The organism is Paenibacillus paridis, assembly GCF_006345825.1.
GTDB lineage: Bacteria > Bacillota > Bacilli > Paenibacillales > Paenibacillaceae > Pristimantibacillus > Pristimantibacillus paridis.
Genome location: NZ_VCIX01000087.1, coordinates 369,665 through 386,906, shown reverse-complemented (window position 1 = coordinate 386,906; position 17,242 = coordinate 369,665). Strand labels below are relative to the sequence as shown.

Here is a 17,242-nt window from a genome sequence, read left to right as displayed (position 1 = left end):
AGGTACGAACACGATTCGTGGAACAAAATAGTAGAAAATAAGCCGTCCAAATGGGGTTAAACCCAATCGGACGGCTTATTTTTGTGCTTTGATCAGGTGCCGCTGGCTTTTTTGGAGAAGAAGGTTTTGAGCGCTTTGTAGACCTCGCCTTTTTCCTTGATGACCGAATACATGAACTTTTTGTGGTTAATGTGTTTGTAAGCTGACATTAGCGTGCTGCTGCGGTTGTATTGGTTCACTTCGCCGTAGCCGAACATATTGCTTCGCTCCATAAGCTGGCCAATCAGCTTTACGCAGCGCTCGTTGTCTGAAGTTAGGTTGTCGCCATCAGAGAAGTGGAAAGGATAGATATTCCAGTTCGAGGTCGGGTAACGGCTGTCAATGATATCGATAGCTTTTTGGTAGGCGGATGAGCAGATGGTGCCGCCGCTTTCGCCGCGATTAAAAAACTCCTCTTCCGTGACTTCCTTGGCTTCGGTATGGTGCGCGATAAATACGATTTCGACATGCTCGTATTTTCGGCGCAGAAACCGGGTCATCCAGAAGAAGAAGCTGCGGGCGCAATACTTTTCGAAGGAGCCCATACTGCCTGAGGTATCCATAAGCGCAAGAATGACCGCGTTTGATTGCGGCTTTACGATCTCATTCCAGGTTTTGTAACGGAGATCGTCGGGGGATATGCCGCCAATCCCCGCTTTGCCGGCGTTGGCGTTGCGCCGTAAATTTTCGATCAGCGTCCGTTTCTTGTCAATATTGGACATAATGCCCTTCTTGCGGATATCGTGAAACACGATTTCCGTCGATTGCATTTGATCCTTTTGCTTCTGCTCCAGATTAGGCAGCTCCAGCTCCTCAAACAGCATATCCTCGAGCTGATCAATGCTGATTTCGGTATCTACGACATCCTCGCCCGGCTGATCTCCAGCATCCTGTCCTTTGCCCGGTCCCTTAGCTGCTTGAGGGTCGACACCAAGCACATCGCCAACCTGAGAATCGCCGTCGCCTTGTCCGACGTGCTGCTTCTTGTTGTAGTTGTATATAAAGTGGGATTCGTCCAGACTTTTGATAGGAACTTTAATCGTACGTCTGCCATCGGACAACACGATACTCTCGTCGGAAACCAGATCGGGAAGGTTTTGCTTAATTGCTTCGTGTACCTTCTCCTGATGTCGCGCTTGATCCTCATAGCCTTTGCGGTGGAGCGACCAGTCCTCGCGGGACACAATAAACAGCGGCTCTGACTCCATTTCCCTCACCTCATTCCACTAAATTAACCAATCGGCATGCAAGAAACGATAAAGACAACCTTCGCTATTTTCTTGTCTGTTACTCAATATATTCAAGAGCGGAGCGGTTATGTGAAGGAAAATAAGTCCATTTCTAGCAAACTACCGAATGGGCCATTCCCTGGCATATGGTTCGGCGTGATAAGTGCAGTAACGGAAGGCAGCACGACGAAGGAGTACCAGAGGACGATGCTGATGGAAAGGGCCAAGCTAGTGAAGCTGGAAGGTTTCTCGGAAGCGCAGGTAAGCTCGTTTGGGGATGATATGGGGACGCGGTCCGTGGATATCGCGCAAAAATATGGGCTAATCAAGAAGGAGCCAGATCTCGCTGCGGGCATCGGCAAAACAATTTTGGAAGATGCGGCCAAGTAGCCGCATACGCTAGTCTATAAGGGTCGCGAATGACCTCATCCGCGCTCCTCTCTATTATGGAAGCGGCGGGAGCGAAGGAGGAGAAGCAGGCTATGAGCGCAAACGAGGCAGCAATGGATTCGGAAGCAAAGGAAGCTCTGCTGGAGAAGGATCGCAAGTTTTTGTGGCATCATATTTCTCCCCATAATGAGAATCCAATGGTCATTGTGTCGGGGGAAGGCAGCTGGATTACGGATATGGACGGCAACCGCTATTTGGACGGCATGTCCGGGCTATGGTGCGTCAACGTTGGCCACGGAAGGGCAGAGATTGCCGAAGCGGCTGCAAAGCAGATGAAAACGATCGCTTATTCGACGCTTATACAATCCCATGTTCCTGCCATTGAGCTGGCTGCCAAGCTAAATGATTGGCTGGAGGGCGAGTACCGGATTTTTTTCTCGAATTCAGGCTCGGATGCCAATGAGGTGGCCTTCAAAATCGCTCGCCAATACCATTATCAGCGCGGCAAAGCTACCAAGCACAAGTTCATCTCCCGCCACCGCGCCTATCATGGTAATTCGATGGGAGCTCTGAGCGCCACGGGGCAAGCACAGCGCAAGGTGAAGTATGAACCGCTTGGCGCCGGTTTCACCCATGTGCCTCCTCCTTATTGCTATCGCTGTCCGTTTGGCCAGACAAGGGGAGCCTGCGAACTGCAATGCGCGCAGGCCTATGAGGACGCGATCATTTGGGAGGGGGCGGATTCTGTCGCTGGCATTATCGTTGAGCCGGCAATTACGGGCGGGGGGATGATCGTGCCGCCGGACCATTATTTGCCCAAGCTGAGGGAGATTTGCGACAAGCATGACGTTTTATTAATTGTAGATGAGGTGATATGCGGCTTCGGCCGTTCAGGCGCGAAGTTTGGGCATCAGAACTTTGGTGTCCGGCCGGACATGGTAACCATGGCTAAAGGGATGACGAGTGCCTACTCTCCATTGTCTGCTACGGCCGTGTCGGCTGAAATGTATGACAGCTTCAAGGAGCCGGGGGCGGACAGCCATTTTCGGCATGTGAATACGTTCGGAGGCAATCCCGTGTCCTGCGCAGTTGCGCTCAAAAACATTGAAATATTGGAGCGGGAAGAGCTGGTCGCCCGTTCGGCTTATATCGGCAAGGAGCTGCTTCGCCGGATCAAGACGCTGAAGGCGCATCCCCATGTCGGCGAACTGCGCATTTTTGGCTCGGCAATTGGCATTGAGCTGGTAGAGGATAAGCAGACGAAGGAGCCTGCGGCGGCGGCAAGGGTTACGTCCATTATTGCGGGCTGCAAGCAAAAGGGGCTCCTCATTAGCAAAAACGGCGATACGGTGCCGGGCTTTATGAATATTTTGACGCTCAGTCCTCCTTTGTCGACGACGGATGAGGAAATCGTATTTATCGCCGACACGCTGCTTCAGGTTTTTGAAGGCTGAGAAAGGAGAGAATTCAGATGACTTTAAAATGGGACTCGGGCATCCACTCCAAAAGGCTGCACAGCCGGATCGCAGAGCTGGCGCTAATCGGAAAAATCGGCGATACGGGCGTCTGCCGCCTGGCCTTGTCGAAGGAGGACCGGGCCGGCGTGGAACTGGTGCGGGGCTGGATGACGGAAGCGGGAATGGAAGCGCGAATCGACCCGTTCGGCAACCTCATCGGCGTACTGAAGGGACGTGATGGAGCGGCGCCGGTATTAATGCTTGGCTCGCACATCGATTCACAGCCGTATGGAGGACGGTATGACGGCGTCATCGGTGTGCTTGGCGCGATCGAAGCCGTTCAGACGATGGTGGAAAGCGGATTTCGGCCTTCGAGGAATATCGAGGTGGTGGCCTTTTGCGACGAAGAGGGCTGCAGGTTCAATAAGGGGTTATTCGGTGTCAGGGGAATGACAGGAAGGCTGGAAGCGGGCGAATTGGAGCGGACGGACAAAAACGGCGTGAGCCGCAGGGAAGCGCTCGTGTCCTTTGGTTGCCATCCGGAAGCCTATGACCATTATGTATTTGAGGAGGGACGAATCGGCGCATTTCTGGAGCTTCATATCGAGCAAGGCCCGGTACTGGAGGCTCTGGGCGAACCCGTCGGCATCGTAAGTGGCATATCGGGTCCGGTTTGGTGGACGGTAGAGATGACTGGCTTTGCCGGACATGCGGGCTCCGTGCCGATGGCGATGAGGCAAGATGCGCTGGTCGGCTGTGCCAAGGTGATCGTTGGGCTGCATGAGCTGGCATCGAGGGAGCCGGATGCTCCTACCGTCGGCACGGTTGGTTCGTTATCGGTTTTTCCGGATTCGCGCAACATTATTCCGGAGAAGGCAAGCTTTACCGTCGACTTCCGTGATATGGACCTGGCCAGAAGAAATGCGCTGGAGGAGCAGCTGCTTGCGCTCATGAATGCCGTTTGCTTGGAGCATGGCTTAACTTACACGATTCGAGAGGATACAAAGAGCGATCCGCGTTATTGCTCACCCGAGCTGCGGGCGCTTATCCGTGAGGAGGCTGCGGAGCTGGGGCTTACGGCCCCCGAGCTAATGAGCGGACCTTTCCATGATTCGCTCATTATGTCCCATGTATGTGACTACGGCATGATTTTCGTTCGCTGCAAAGAGGGGATCAGCCATAATCCGAAGGAGTATTCATCTCCGAAGGATATTGAATTAGGCGCCCAGCTGCTGTACCGAACAGCAAGAAGATTAAGCGAATAACGGTGAAGACCGGAAACGTATCACCAAATCGTGAGCCTATAGGAGGGAACTGTGATGGGAGTATCGGTGAACGCCGCTTTTATTCCCGCTGAAGCGCTGAGGCGTAATTTTGCCGAGGTGAAGGCGGGGATGCGGCCAAAGGAAGCGATTGAGGAATCGAATCGCTGTTTGTACTGCTATGACGCCCCGTGTATTCAGGCGTGCCCGACCGGCATCAATATTCCTTCCTTTATCAAAAAAATTGCCTCCGGCAACATGAAAGGGTCAGCGCGAGCCATTATGGATGCTAATCCGGTAGGGGCTACCTGCGCTAGGGTATGTCCGACGGAGGAACTTTGCGAAGGGGCTTGTGTGCTGAATCATTCCTCCAAGCCGATTATGATCGGGCAGCTTCAGCGCTATGCGACGGACTGGGCGATCAAGCGCGGGCAGCCGTTGTTTGCGGCGGGAGCGAGCAACGGGAAGTCGGTCGGAATTATAGGCGGAGGCCCCGCGGGGTTATCCGCCGCGCGCGAGCTTGCGCGATTTGGCTTTGCCGTAACGGTTTATGAGGCGAAGGAGCAGGCAGGGGGCCTGGATACGTATGGCATCGTATCGTTTCGTTTGCCGAAGAGCATCTCGCTTTGGGAGGTCGAGCAGGTGAGACAGCTAGGCGTCGAGATCAGGACAAACACTAAGGTAGGCCAAGATATAAGCATAGAGGAGCTATTCTCGCAGCATGAGGCGCTCGTTCTAGCGGCAGGCATGTCCAAGGTGCCCGATCTGGGCATTGAGGGCGAGCAGTTAACTGGCGTATATGATGCGATTGATTTTGTCGAAGCGACAAAAGCTGAGCTGGTGACGGACCTCGTTGGTAAAAGGGTGGCAGTAATCGGTGCGGGCAATACGGCGGTAGACGCTGCCACTTGCTCGGTACGGCTCGGAGCTGCGAGCGTGAAGATGGTCTATCGCCGGACGAGGGCGGAGATGACCGCTTACGACTTTGAATTTGAGTTCGCCAAGCAGGATGGCGTGACGTTCGAATGGCTAAGCGCTCCGATTCGAATTATTGGCGATGAGGATGGTAAAGTCGCAGCACTTGAATGCCAGCCTATGCGGCTCGAAGCTGCCGAGGAGGGCATACGCAAGAAGCCGGTGCCGGAGGGCCTACCCTACCTGCTGGAGGTGGATGCTGTGATTAAGGCGATCGGGCAATCAAGGCATTTGCCGCTCGTCGAGCAGCTAGGCCTTGATCATAAGCGGGGCATCGTCACTGTGAACGCAAGTACGCATCAAACCTCGAATCCCCGCGTTTACGCGGCAGGCGATGTCATCTTCGGGGAAGGCCAAGGCGAAGCAATGGTTGTAGCCGCCGCCCAGCAGGGCAAGCTTGCTGCGCATGCGATCAACGCTAGGTTTAGTGCGAGGAGTGAACGATATGGCTGATTTGCGAATTAATTTGGCTGGCATTGCCTCCCCGAATCCCTTTTGGCTTGCTTCGGCCCCGCCAACGAATACCGGATATCAGGTGCAGCGGGCATTCGAAGCGGGCTGGGGCGGGGCCGTATGGAAAACGTTAGGCGATCCGATTATTAACACATCCTCGCGCTTTGCGGCGGTTCATTTCAACGGCCAGCGCGTGGCTGGTTTCAACAACATCGAGCTGATTTCAGACCGTCCGCTCGAGGTAAACCTGAAGGAAATCTATGAAACGAAAAAAAGATTCCCTGGCCATGCCATTATCGTTTCCTTAATGGTGGAGCCGAAGCGGGAGAAGTGGCATGAGATCGTAAAAAAGGTTGAAGCGATCGGAGTAGACGGACTGGAGCTGAATTTTGGCTGTCCGCACGGGATGGCTGAGCGGGGCATGGGCGCTGCTTCCGGGCAGCAGCCGGATTTGGTTGAAATGCAGACCATGTGGGTGAAGGAGGCTGCGCAGACGCCGGTCATCGTAAAGCTGACGCCTAATATTACGGATATTACGGCTACGGCGAAAGCGGCTGTCCGCGGCGGGGCGGATGCGATCTCGCTTATTAACACGATCAACTCGCTGGCAGGCGTAGATATCGATACCTGGAATACGGTTCCGCATGTCGGCGGCAAAGGCGCACACGGCGGCTATTGCGGGCCTGCGGTCAAGCCGATTGCGCTTAATATGGTAGCCGAATGCGCGCGCAATCCGCTGGTCGGCGTTCCGATATCGGGCATTGGCGGCATATCGAACTGGCGGGATGCGGTGGAGTTTATCTTAATGGGCTCGACGGGCGTTCAGATTTGTACGGCGGCTATGCATCACGGCTTCAGCATTGTCGAGGACATGATTGACGGATTAAACCATTATTTGGAGGATAAGGGATTGAATTCAGTGACGGAGCTCATCGGCAAATCGGTCGAGCGTTACTCGGATTGGGGCGATCTTGATCTCAATTATGCTGTAGTTGCAAGGATTGAACAGGAAACCTGCATCGTTTGCAACAAATGCCATATTGCTTGCGAGGATACGTCGCATCAGTGCATCGAGCGCCATACGGACGAGCACGGCGCCGCGTACCTTAAGGTTCGCGAGGAGGATTGCGTCGGATGCAACCTTTGTTCCATCGTTTGTCCGGTAGAAGGGGCGATCTCAATGATCGAGGTGCCGTCCACAGAGCTGCCGCTCAGCTGGAATCAGCGGCAAGCGGCGATTGCAGCCATAGGCAAAGGCAAGGAAGCAGACGGGACCGATAAGAAGGAGGCGGTGTGAGATGACGGCGCGGCTCATTAAAAATGGGATAATCATTACGGCAGCCGATATGTACGCGGCAGATGTGCTGATTAAAGGAGGCATCATTGCCAAAATCGGCAAAGAGCTGGATTCGGAGGCTGATGAAACCATAGACGCATCGGGCATGTATGTCTTCCCAGGTGGGGTTGATCCGCATACGCATCTTGAGATGCCTTTTGGCGGGACCGTGACGGCGGACGATTTTGCAACGGGGACGCAGGCGGCAGCTTTTGGCGGTACGACTACGATTGTGGATTTTTGCCTAACGACAAAGGGGAAGCCGCTGAAGAGCGCGATTGAGGATTGGCATAACAAAGCCCGCGACAAAGCGGTAATCGATTATGGCTTCCATCTGATGATTGGAGAGATCAATGATGAGGTGCTCGCGGAGCTTCCGTCTGTCGTCAAGGAAGAGGGCATTACATCGTTGAAAGTATTTATGGCCTACAAAAACGTATTTCAGGCAGATGACGGAACGTTGTTCCGCACGATGCTCGCTGCCAAGGAGCTGGGAGCCATGGTTATGGTGCACGCGGAAAATGGCGACGTCATTGAGTTTCTCATCCATAAAGCGCTGGAGGAAGGGAACACGGCACCGATTTACCACGCGCTGACACGGCCATCGATCATTGAAGGCGAAGCTACCGGACGGGCGGCCAAGCTGGCAGCGCTTGCCGGTGCAAGGCTATATGTTGTCCACGTCACCTGCGCGGAGGCGGTGCAGCAAATTGCGGAGGCGCGCAATCAGGGCGCGGATGTGTGGGGTGAGACTTGCCCGCAATATTTGGTGCTGGATCAGTCTTATTTGGAGAAGCCGGATTTTGAGGGAGCCAAGTATGTGTGGTCACCGCCGCTTCGCGAAGCGTCCCATCAGGAGGCATTGTGGCGTGCGCTGAAGAGCGGGCAATTGCAGACGCTGGGCTCGGACCAGTGCTCTTTTAATTTTGAGGGGCAAAAGGATCTTGGCATAGGCGATTTCAGCAAAATACCGAACGGAGGCCCTACCATCGAGGATCGGTTCTCATTGTTTTTCTCAGAGGGCGTGACCAAAGGACGAATCTCATTAAATGAGTTCGTTGATATCGTATCGACGCGAAGCGCAAAGCTCTTTGGCTTGTTTCCCCGCAAAGGAACGATTGCAGTCGGAAGCGATGCGGATATCGTTATTTTCGATCCTCACGCAGAGCGTACGCTCTCCGTTGCAACCCATCACATGAATGTGGACTACAATCCGTACGAAGGAATGCAGGTAACCGGCGTGCCGATAAGCGTGCTCTCTCGCGGCGAGTTTGTCATTCAAGACCAGCAATTCGTCGGTTCGCTTGGAGCAGGCCGGTATTTGAAGAGGACGCCTTATCAGCATGGGGTTGAAATTAATTTCACCGGAGCGTCGGAGGCGGGCGGGAAGCAAAAGGTGAAGCAGTAAAGCTGGAGCAGAGCAAGGACCAGTGCTTGGATCAGTTGTAGACGTAAAAGCAGCGGAGGAGGGTGAGGCATGTCCGCATATGAGCACTATGTTCGGGAGAAAAACAAAATCGATGCTTATATCGAAAAGGAATATATCATCACTGGCGTACGGGAAGGCTTAAGCGGCGATTGGCTGGAGCTAAAGCATCCCGGCGGCGATGAGACCTCTTTGCTGGTGGAGACGGCGGATGCACGCAAATATTTTGCGAACTTGCTAATTAAGCAATCTCGCAAGGATTAGTTTCTATTGGATCGTTCACATCGGCATTTTCATTTCCTGGGCAATGGCCGTTCCCGTACGATATGGAGCTACGAGTTTAAAAGCGTTCTTAAGGAGTCGCTATGGAATGGATAACGGATATCGAAGTTGAAAAGCAAATGATGAATAATGAAGTGAATGGATATCGAATAGCCACAGCCGCATGCTGGCCCAGTATGCGGCTGTGGCTTTTTGAGATGGCGGGGGGTATGGGTGAAACGATGAACGAAGGGCATTTGTTCATATATACGGGCGCCGATTATGGTGCACTATGCGCGGCACAGCGGCAAATGGTAATATAAAAGGTAGAAGATTTGTTTGAAATATTGGAAAGGATGAATGAGGCGAATGAAGCTATTTCATACGGCGGACTGGCATTTGGGCAAGCTCGTCCAGGGAGTATATATGACGGAAGACCAGCGTTATGTGCTGCAGCAGCTGCTGGAAGCCATTGAATTGGAACGGCCGGATGCCGTTATTATTGCAGGTGATCTATATGACCGCGCGGTACCGCCAACCGAGGCGGTTGAGCTGCTCGACGAGCTTCTTGCACACATCGTTATCGGCTTGAACACGCCGGTGCTTGCGATATCAGGCAATCATGACAGCCCGGATCGGATTAATTTTGGCACGAAGCTAATGGAAAGCAGAGGCCTTCATTTGGTCGGGCAGCTAAAGGATGAGATGAAACCGGTGGTGTTGCGGGATTCTTTTGGCGAAGTGCATTTTCATCTGATCCCGTATGCAGATCCGGCGCTAGTTCGCTATCAGCTTAGTGAGGAGTCGATCAGAACGCATGATGATGCGATGAGAGTCATAACGGCAAAGCTAAAGTCCGGTATGGATCCGGCAGCCCGTCATGTTTTTGTTGGACATGCCTTCATTACGGCAACAGGTGAGCCTGAGCTGAATACGAGCGATTCGGAGCGGCCGCTGTCGGTCGGCGGTGCGGAGCATGTGAGCGCAGCGTATTTCGAAGGCTTTCATTATACGGCGCTCGGCCATTTGCATCAGGCGCATTTTGTGCGGAACGATACGATTCGGTATGCGGGCTCGCCGCTTAAATATTCAATATCGGAAGAAAGCCACGCGAAAGGGTATTTGGTTATTGAGCTGGATGAGGCGGGTGGCGCTAGGATCGACAAGCGTGAGCTGAAGCCGCTTCGCAATATGCGCCGAGTTACGGCTTTCATTGAAGAAATCGAAAAGCATCCGATTAATGAAGACTATGTGTTTGTCACACTGCTTAATGAAAATCCGGTGTTATTCCCGATGGAGAAGGTGCGGGCGGTTTATCCGAATGCGCTTCACGTGGAGCGCAGGCCGCTGCCGACGGGCGGTATCCATGCGGATGGTGTGGCCGCTGATGCTGCCGGAGGAACGGGAAGGCGGGAAGCCGATCCTGTTGATCTTTTTGCTGCTTTTTATCACGAGGTTAAAGGCCAAGCGCTCTCCGATGCCAAAAAACGAATGTTTGCAGACACGTATGCCGAGCTGCTGCGTGAGGAAGGAGACGCCATATGAAGCCGATCAAGCTTACGATGACTGCCTTCGGTTCGTACCGGGATACGGAAACGATCGATTTCACCCAATTGGAGCATCGCCGCTTATTTGTCATATCCGGTAACACGGGAGCGGGGAAAACGTCCATTTTCGATGCCATATGCTTTGCTTTTTATGGGACCGCAAGCGGGGAGGACCGCTCCGATCCGCGCATGCTTCGGAGCCACTTTGCAGCTGAGGACACGCATACGGCTGTTCAGTTCGATTTTGCGATAGGCCGTAGAAGCTATCTGGTGATTAGGCAAATGCCGCATCGCAAGGGCGGGAACAAAAGCGAGACTGGCGGCAAAGCGGAGCTGTATGAAACGACGAGCGGCGAAGCCGTTCCGGCAGTTGACCGCTTTATCGTCTCTGATGTGAATGCGAAGCTTGAGCAAATAATCGGATTGACCAAGGAACAATTCAGCCAGATTGTGATGCTGCCGCAAGGGGAATTCCGCAAGCTGCTGACATCGGATACGGATAATAAGGAAGAAATTTTACGCAAAATCTTCCGGACGCAGCTTTATGAGCGGCTGGAGGGCCGATTTCAGCAAAAAAACCGATTGCTTCAGGATCAGCTGAAGGAAGCGAAGGCGACTGCAAATGCCTATATGACGCAGGTACAGGAAGCACTGCCGGAGCGGGAAGACAGCGAGCTTGCGCGTACCTTCAAGCAGGAGGTGTATAGCGCCGCCCAAGTCACGGAAGCGCTGGAGCTGGAGTTTGAATTTTATCAAAAACAAGCCGCGCAAGCGGAAGCGGAGAAAGCTGCTTTGGCTTTGCAGCTTGAGGCAGAGGAAGCTAAGCTTCGGCTTGCGATAGCCGTGAATAGCAAGCATGAGGATCAGGATAAGAAGCTTGCGCAGAAGCAGCAGTTGGATGCCCAGAACAGGAATTATGAGCTCAAAACACAGCAGCTGGCGCTTGCTGAGAAGGCAGCGCATCTGACGCCTTACAAAGAGCAGGCCGATCGGGCAGCTGCTGACGCGGAAGCCAAGCGAAAACAGCTTGCTGACAGGCAAGCAAGCAAGGAAAAGGCGGAGCAGGAGCACGCGCTGGCGGCTGCGCGCCATGCCGCCGAGGCGAAACGCGAGGATGAGCGACTGGATGCTGAGCGGGAGCTGAGCAAGCTGCTGGAGATGGCGCCGATCGTAAATACGCTTGCCAGTCAACAGAAGGCCATCGACAAGCTGATGCAAGCCGAGCAGGATTCTGCTTCGAAGCTGAATGCGTCAGATCACTTGCTTGCGCAGCTGCGTGAGCAGAAGCAGGCAGCCGGCCAGCAGGTGAAGGAAATAGAACTGGGCACAGCCGAATTAACGGAGAAGCTGGACAAGCTTCGCTTAGTGGAACAGCAGGGAAAGCAGCTAAAGCGTTTGGTCGACGTGGAGAAGGAAATGTCCCGTTACGCCCAGCTCGAGAAGGAATATGCGGAGGCCTTAGCCAAAGCCAAAGAGGAGCATGACCGGCTAGAGTCTTCCTGGATCGAGGGACAGGCGACGCTGCTTGCCGCTCATTTGCATGACGGTAAGCCCTGCCCTGTATGCGGAAGTGAAGAGCATCCGGAGAAGGCGGTCGCAAGCCAGGAAGTGCCTTCGCGCGAACGGTTACAGGAGGCCAAGGCACAGCTAAGCGCGGTAGAGCGTGAATGGCTGGAAGCGCGTGCGCAGGCAGCAGCCGCGAAAGCGACAAGAGAGGAAGGCGCGCGCGAGCTTGCGGAGTATGGGCTGGAAGCTGCCCGGCTGGAGGAGCAGCGATCGGAGCTGCAGCAGCAGTGGCGCAGGCTAAAGGAAGTCACGGATCGGCTGCTGGCGAGAGCCAAGCTGCTTCCGGAGCTTAAGCAGCAATTGGAGCAGCTCGAGATAAAGCTGGAGCAGACGCAGGCAGCAAAAGAGCAGCTACAGCAGGCCCAGCAGCGGTTCAGCCTGGAGCGGGCCTCGCTGCAATCGGCTCTGCAGAAGGAGCTTGACCGTGTACCGGAACAACTGCGTACACCCGAACGGTTGCAAACGAGGATCCATGCGCAGCAGGCAGCCGCCAAGTCACTTGCGGAAGCTTGGAAATCAGCCCAGGAGCAGCTGCAATTAACGTCTGCAAAGCTTGCGGAGCAAAGAGCTTATGTCGATCAGTCGGAACGGCAGCTAGAGGAGTCTAATAGCAATAGGCAGCTTGCGGAGCAGCGTTTTCTTGAAGGATTGCAAAAGGCTGGCTTTGCAACAGCAGAGCAATACGCGGAGGCAGCGCTCCCTGAGACGGTGCGCGATCAGCTTGGGCAGGATATCGCGGCATACCACTCGGCTGTGTCGCTCGTAACCCAGCAGATCCTAGAGCTTGCCGCCGAGCTGAACGATAAGCCAAAGGTTGATTTGGACGATCGAAAGGCAAAGCTTGCTGCATGCAAGCTCCAGCTAGAGCAAGTGCAAGCAGCAAGCCATACCGCTCTTCGCACGGGCGAAGTCGCTCGCCGCTTGTCGGGGTCGATCGGAAGGGCAAGCGAGCACGTAAAAGAGCTGGAAGCAAAGCTGGAGGAAGTCATGGACATTTTCCAAATGCTGAAGGGGGATAATGCGCTTAAAATCTCGTTCGAACGTTACATTCTAATTGAGTTTCTGGAACAGATTTTGTTTGCGGCTAATGCGCGACTGCGCGATCTTTCCGGTGGACAGTTTTCCTTGCAGCGAAGCGACCGGCTCGAGGTTAGAGGGAAGCAGAGCGGCTTGGGGCTTGATGTGTACGATGGTTATACCGGGCAGAACAGGGATGTGAAAACCTTGTCCGGCGGCGAGAAATTCAATGCTTCGCTTTGCCTCGCGCTGGGCATGACAGACGTCATTCAGTCCCATTTAGGCGGCGTAACCATTGAGATGATGCTGATCGATGAAGGTTTTGGCTCGCTGGATGAGGAGTCGCTCCAAAAGGCCATTACGGCGCTCGTCGACTTGCAGAAGTCAGGAAGAATGATCGGCGTGATTTCCCATGTGCAGGAGTTGAAGGAGGCTTTCCCGGCTTGCCTTGAGGTAGTCAAAACAAGAGAGGGCTTTAGTCGCACATCCATAACGGTAAAGTAAACGGAACATGATGAAACAGCTGTCGTCTCCCGCTCGCGATGCGGCGCGTTTCATGCAAACAAAAAGTCTGCTTCCGCCGCTTGATTGCGGAGAAAGCAGACTTTTCACAGCGCATAAAGATATCCGTTTAGGCCACGCTGCTTGCAATAGAGGCGATGCCTGAGAAGAACAAGCTGATGCCAGCTACGATAACAAGGACGTTAACTAAAATGCCAATCACGCCGAACATCTTGCGGCGTTTGCTGGAGCAGGCGGCGATGATGGCCAAGATGAGGCCAACGAATGCCAACATGCCAGCGCCAACGAGGCATAGCAGCGTTAATGACATGGCTATTAGTGCATCTTCACCAAGCGCTTCTATCGATTCTTGGATGGCTTGTGTATCATTTGGATCTGTTATGATTAGATCTGAGTTTGCGAGTTGGTCAACTAAGGAACTGCCTGTTACGCCACCGATAATTACGATGACTACACAAATTAAACCGATGATGAATGCCGCGATGCCGAGACCTGAGTGTTTTTTTACGACCAAAATGTCGGAATTCTCATTTGAGAAAATCGGCCTTGGCGCATAAGGTTCGTTCACAGAAGAATTGTTAAAATCATTTTTTGGCTCATTATCCATTTCTATCGACTCCTTTGCTAATTACGGAAAATTATACACAAAAATGAAAGGAATGAAAACCACATGTTTCCAAAATATTTTGCGATTGGCGGAATTAATGCAGCGCTTGCTATTGCTCTGGGCGCTTTCGGTGCACACGGATTGGAGGAGCATTTGACAGAACATTACCTTGAAATATTTGAAACCGGCGTCCGCTATCATATGTATAGCGCGATTGCGCTTATGCTGATTTCTCTGTTTGCAAAGCAGGCTGGCGAGAGCAGGCTCGTTATGAACGGAGGCCGCCTTATTCTAGCGGGAACAGTAATTTTTAGCGGCAGTTTGTATGTATTGTCACTTACGAGCTTTAGCAAGCTGGGCATGATTACTCCGATTGGCGGTGCTGCTATGCTAGCAGGCTGGGTTTGCGTGATTACGGCAGCATTGAAAAAATCAAAAGTTTAGGGTAAACATTTGGCAAAAAAAGGGTTAGCGACATAAATTGCTGTTTTACAACAAAAATACGAGATGCTTTAGTAAATATTTCTATACCGGAACGCCTACATCGTTTATAATAAAGCGAACACTCACTTGACTCGGAATAGAGGAAGGACGTTTGTGCGTGACGAAACGGATGGATGGTTTTCCTGAAAGAAAGCAGCAGCAGCTGTCAAAAGGACCTTTGATTATTAGCTGTTTGCTGGCAGCACTTGCGTTGGTATGGATCAGCGTATCCTTCTTATTCATCGCTAACCCGATGTATAAATGGACTGCTTTGGCAATAGCAGCATCATTGTTCGTAACTGCAGTAATCGTGTATATAAAACGGAATGAAACGTACAGCTTTCAGCATTACCATACGGCTATCGTTGAGACATTGCTTCAGTCGGATGCTTTCCCGCTCGCGGTATTGGACAGAAGCGGGATCGTGATGGAGCTGAATGAAGCCTCCAGCCGTACGCTTGGCTATCAGCGCACGGAGATGCTGGGAGAGCCGATTTCACGAATCGTAGAACCGGCAAGCAAGCCTCAACTGCTTGAAGCGCTGGAGCGAACGCTGCACGGCGAGACGAAGCAAACAAACTTGAATATAACTCATGGATCCGGTTTTCCGCTGGAGCTTCAAGTAACGTGCTCGCCTATGTTGCAGGACGGTGACGTCATTGGTACTGTATTGCTGAGCCAGGATTTGAGCGATCGCAAGAGAAATGTCGAACGCATTCGCTATATGGCTTATTATGACGACATGACGGGGTTGCCCAATCGCACCTTGTTCCAAATGAGGCTAACCGAAACGCTGGGCAGGGCGAAGGAAGAGAACCGTGTAGTCGGCATCTGTTATTTGGATTTGGATCGCTTCAAGCTGGTCAATGCGTCCTTCGGCCGCGAATTTGGTGATATTTTATTGATGCAGGTAGCGGAGAGACTGAACCGTGATCTCTCTGAAAATGATTTTGCAGCCCGTATGGAAGGCGACGAGTTTGCTTTATTGTTTTGCAATCTGGAGTCGGAGAAGCACTTGCTTGAGCTGTCGAGACAGCTGCTCAAATCAATAGAAGAGCCTTATGAGCTTAGCGGTTTTCCCTTGCATATCACGGCAAGCATCGGATCGGTCACAAACAATATTGAAGATGACGACAGCTATGCGTTGATTAAGAAGGCCGATATGGCGCTCGTTAAAGTGAAGGAAAGCGGCAAGAACGATTGCCTGCTTTATTCCGAAACCTGGAGCAATTCATCCTTAGAGCGGCTGACCCTCCAGCATGAAATGTACCGCGCGATTCAGCGCAATGAATTTATTCTTCATTATCAACCGCAGTATGATCTGGTCTCTGGCAGCATGGTCGGCGTCGAAGCGCTCGTACGTTGGAATCATCCTCTGAAAGGTATGATCCCGCCAGGCAGCTTTATTCCTCTAGCTGAGGAAAGCGGGATGATTGTGCAGATTGGCGCATGGGTGCTGGAAGAAGCGTGCCGTCAGAACAAGGCTTGGCAAGATGCGGGTCTGCCTGCTATTCCCGTCTCCGTCAATCTATCGATCAGGCAATTTGTCCAAAATGACCTGGCAAGCAAGGTTGCAGACGTGCTTAAGCAAACGGGATTGGATGCCAAATATTTGGATCTTGAAATTACGGAATCGATGACGATGGATGTTAGCCATGTATCTCGTTGCTTGCTTGATTTAACGGATTTGGGCGTCAATATTAGCGTGGATGATTTTGGGACGGGGTATAGCTCGTTTCACTATTTGAAAAACTTTCCAATAGACCGTCTGAAAATCGACCGTTCGTTCGTTCGCGATATTCAGCAGGATCCAAGCGATGCGGAAATTGTGGCTGCGATTATCGCAATGGCGCATAACTTGAACATTCAAGTCATTGCCGAGGGCGTTGAGACGGAAGCCCAAATGGAGTTCTTGAAAAAGCATAAGTGCGATGAGATGCAGGGTTACTTCTGGAGCCCGCCCGTATCAAGCGACAATATTGAACAGATGTTATCGCCAGGTTACGTATAAAAAAAACCGTTCTTTGGCTGTTAGGCAGTCAATGAACGGTTTTTTTGTTGTTGTAGCTGTTGTTGTTCCTAGTAAGAAAAATCCTCGATCTCGTTGAGGCGGAACGTATATACTTGTTTTTCGTCCACATGGTAGACGGTAATGATATTTTCGGATTCATCCATGTTAATAATTCTGCAAGGGATGCTGAGTTTAATGCCAAGCCCCTTGTTAACGATCAGCCTAATGAGAGTATTGTTTTTCATGATGGCTTTGATCTTCTCGAAATAACTCAAGGTATCATAAGCATCTACAGCAGGTTTGTCTGTTTTTTTCGTTTTGTTCTTTTCTTCGTTGTTAGTCTGCTGCTCAGCAGCTGCACTTGATATGGTAGCGCTAACATTTGAGCTGGAAGGTATTGCTACGGGTTGAACGGATTGAGCATTCTTGGTCCGAAGCTCGATTTGCTCGCCAAGCTGGATACCCGATAAAATTCGAAAATCTACCAAATTAGCACTATTCAACGCATGGAGCAATTGCTCCAATGCAGCAGCATTGTTTTTTCCTTCAACAAGCACCTCAATGTTAAAAACAAAGGATGATTGATCAGGAGATAAGGAATGTTTTTCCATAGGACCTCCGGACTGTCTAGTGTAGTACTAATATACCACTAAAATGAAAT

Annotated in this window: 15 protein-coding genes; 12 read left to right on the top strand and 3 right to left on the bottom strand. The window is 52.1% G+C overall.

What is annotated here, in order from left to right:
* Positions 1-92: 92 nt before the first annotated feature.
* Positions 93-1,247 carry a sporulation protein YhbH gene (gene yhbH / locus FJQ58_RS17105; RefSeq protein WP_139995553.1) on the bottom strand — a complete coding sequence of 385 codons (1,155 nt, stop codon included), beginning with the start codon at positions 1,245-1,247 and terminating at the stop codon, positions 93-95.
* 111 nt (positions 1,248-1,358) lie between these two features.
* Between yhbH and FJQ58_RS17100 the strand changes: the two genes are divergently transcribed.
* From FJQ58_RS17100 to FJQ58_RS17055, 10 genes are all read left to right on the top strand, one after another.
* Positions 1,359-1,658: a hypothetical protein gene (locus FJQ58_RS17100; protein ID WP_139995551.1), complete on the top strand. Its 300-nt coding sequence runs from the start codon at positions 1,359-1,361 to the stop codon at positions 1,656-1,658.
* Between the two features lie 92 nt (positions 1,659-1,750).
* Entirely contained in the window at positions 1,751-3,112 is a 1,362-nt protein-coding gene (locus FJQ58_RS17095; RefSeq protein WP_139995549.1) for an aspartate aminotransferase family protein, read from the top strand.
* A 17-nt stretch (positions 3,113-3,129) separates the two neighbouring features.
* Positions 3,130-4,380, top strand: a complete 1,251-nt coding sequence (locus FJQ58_RS17090) for a M20 family metallo-hydrolase (protein ID WP_139995547.1) — start codon at positions 3,130-3,132, stop codon at positions 4,378-4,380.
* A gap of 54 nt (positions 4,381-4,434) precedes the next feature.
* Positions 4,435-5,805: an NAD(P)-dependent oxidoreductase gene (locus FJQ58_RS17085; protein WP_139995545.1), complete on the top strand. Its 1,371-nt coding sequence runs from the start codon at positions 4,435-4,437 to the stop codon at positions 5,803-5,805.
* Positions 5,798-7,102, top strand: a complete 1,305-nt coding sequence (gene preA / locus FJQ58_RS17080) for an NAD-dependent dihydropyrimidine dehydrogenase subunit PreA (protein ID WP_139995543.1) — start codon at positions 5,798-5,800, stop codon at positions 7,100-7,102. Before FJQ58_RS17085 ends, preA begins: the two co-directional genes overlap by 8 nt.
* 1 nt (position 7,103) lies before the next feature.
* Positions 7,104-8,549 (top strand): dihydropyrimidinase, encoded by a 1,446-nt coding sequence (gene hydA / locus FJQ58_RS17075; protein WP_139995541.1) that lies wholly within the window; start codon positions 7,104-7,106, stop codon positions 8,547-8,549.
* 69 nt (positions 8,550-8,618) lie between these two features.
* Positions 8,619-8,831 (top strand): hypothetical protein, encoded by a 213-nt coding sequence (locus FJQ58_RS17070; protein WP_139995539.1) that lies wholly within the window; start codon positions 8,619-8,621, stop codon positions 8,829-8,831.
* Positions 8,832-8,932: 101 nt separating this feature from the next.
* Entirely contained in the window at positions 8,933-9,151 is a 219-nt protein-coding gene (locus FJQ58_RS17065) for a hypothetical protein (protein WP_139995537.1), read from the top strand.
* A 46-nt stretch (positions 9,152-9,197) separates the two neighbouring features.
* Entirely contained in the window at positions 9,198-10,373 is a 1,176-nt protein-coding gene (locus FJQ58_RS17060) for an exonuclease SbcCD subunit D (protein WP_139995535.1), read from the top strand.
* Complete coding sequence (locus FJQ58_RS17055; RefSeq protein WP_139995533.1) at positions 10,370-13,462, top strand: AAA family ATPase; 3,093 nt, start codon at positions 10,370-10,372, stop codon at positions 13,460-13,462. The genes FJQ58_RS17060 and FJQ58_RS17055 overlap by 4 nt, the downstream gene beginning before the upstream one ends.
* Before the next feature lie 127 nt (positions 13,463-13,589).
* On the opposite strand, the gene FJQ58_RS17050 is transcribed toward FJQ58_RS17055, so the two are convergent.
* Complete coding sequence (locus FJQ58_RS17050; RefSeq protein WP_139995531.1) at positions 13,590-14,087, bottom strand: hypothetical protein; 498 nt, start codon at positions 14,085-14,087, stop codon at positions 13,590-13,592.
* Positions 14,088-14,150: 63 nt separating this feature from the next.
* Between FJQ58_RS17050 and FJQ58_RS17045 the strand changes: the two genes are divergently transcribed.
* Positions 14,151-14,531 carry a DUF423 domain-containing protein gene (locus FJQ58_RS17045; protein WP_139995529.1) on the top strand — a complete coding sequence of 127 codons (381 nt, stop codon included), beginning with the start codon at positions 14,151-14,153 and terminating at the stop codon, positions 14,529-14,531.
* Between the two features lie 157 nt (positions 14,532-14,688).
* The gene (locus FJQ58_RS17040) at positions 14,689-16,581 is read left to right on the top strand and encodes a putative bifunctional diguanylate cyclase/phosphodiesterase (protein ID WP_139995527.1); all 1,893 of its coding nucleotides are present in this window, start codon (positions 14,689-14,691) and stop codon (positions 16,579-16,581) included.
* 68 nt (positions 16,582-16,649) lie between these two features.
* Here the strand turns inward: FJQ58_RS17040 and FJQ58_RS17035 are convergent, their stop codons facing one another.
* Positions 16,650-17,192, bottom strand: coding sequence for a hypothetical protein (locus tag FJQ58_RS17035; protein ID WP_139995525.1), 543 nt, complete (start codon positions 17,190-17,192; stop codon positions 16,650-16,652).
* Positions 17,193-17,242 lie beyond the last annotated feature (50 nt).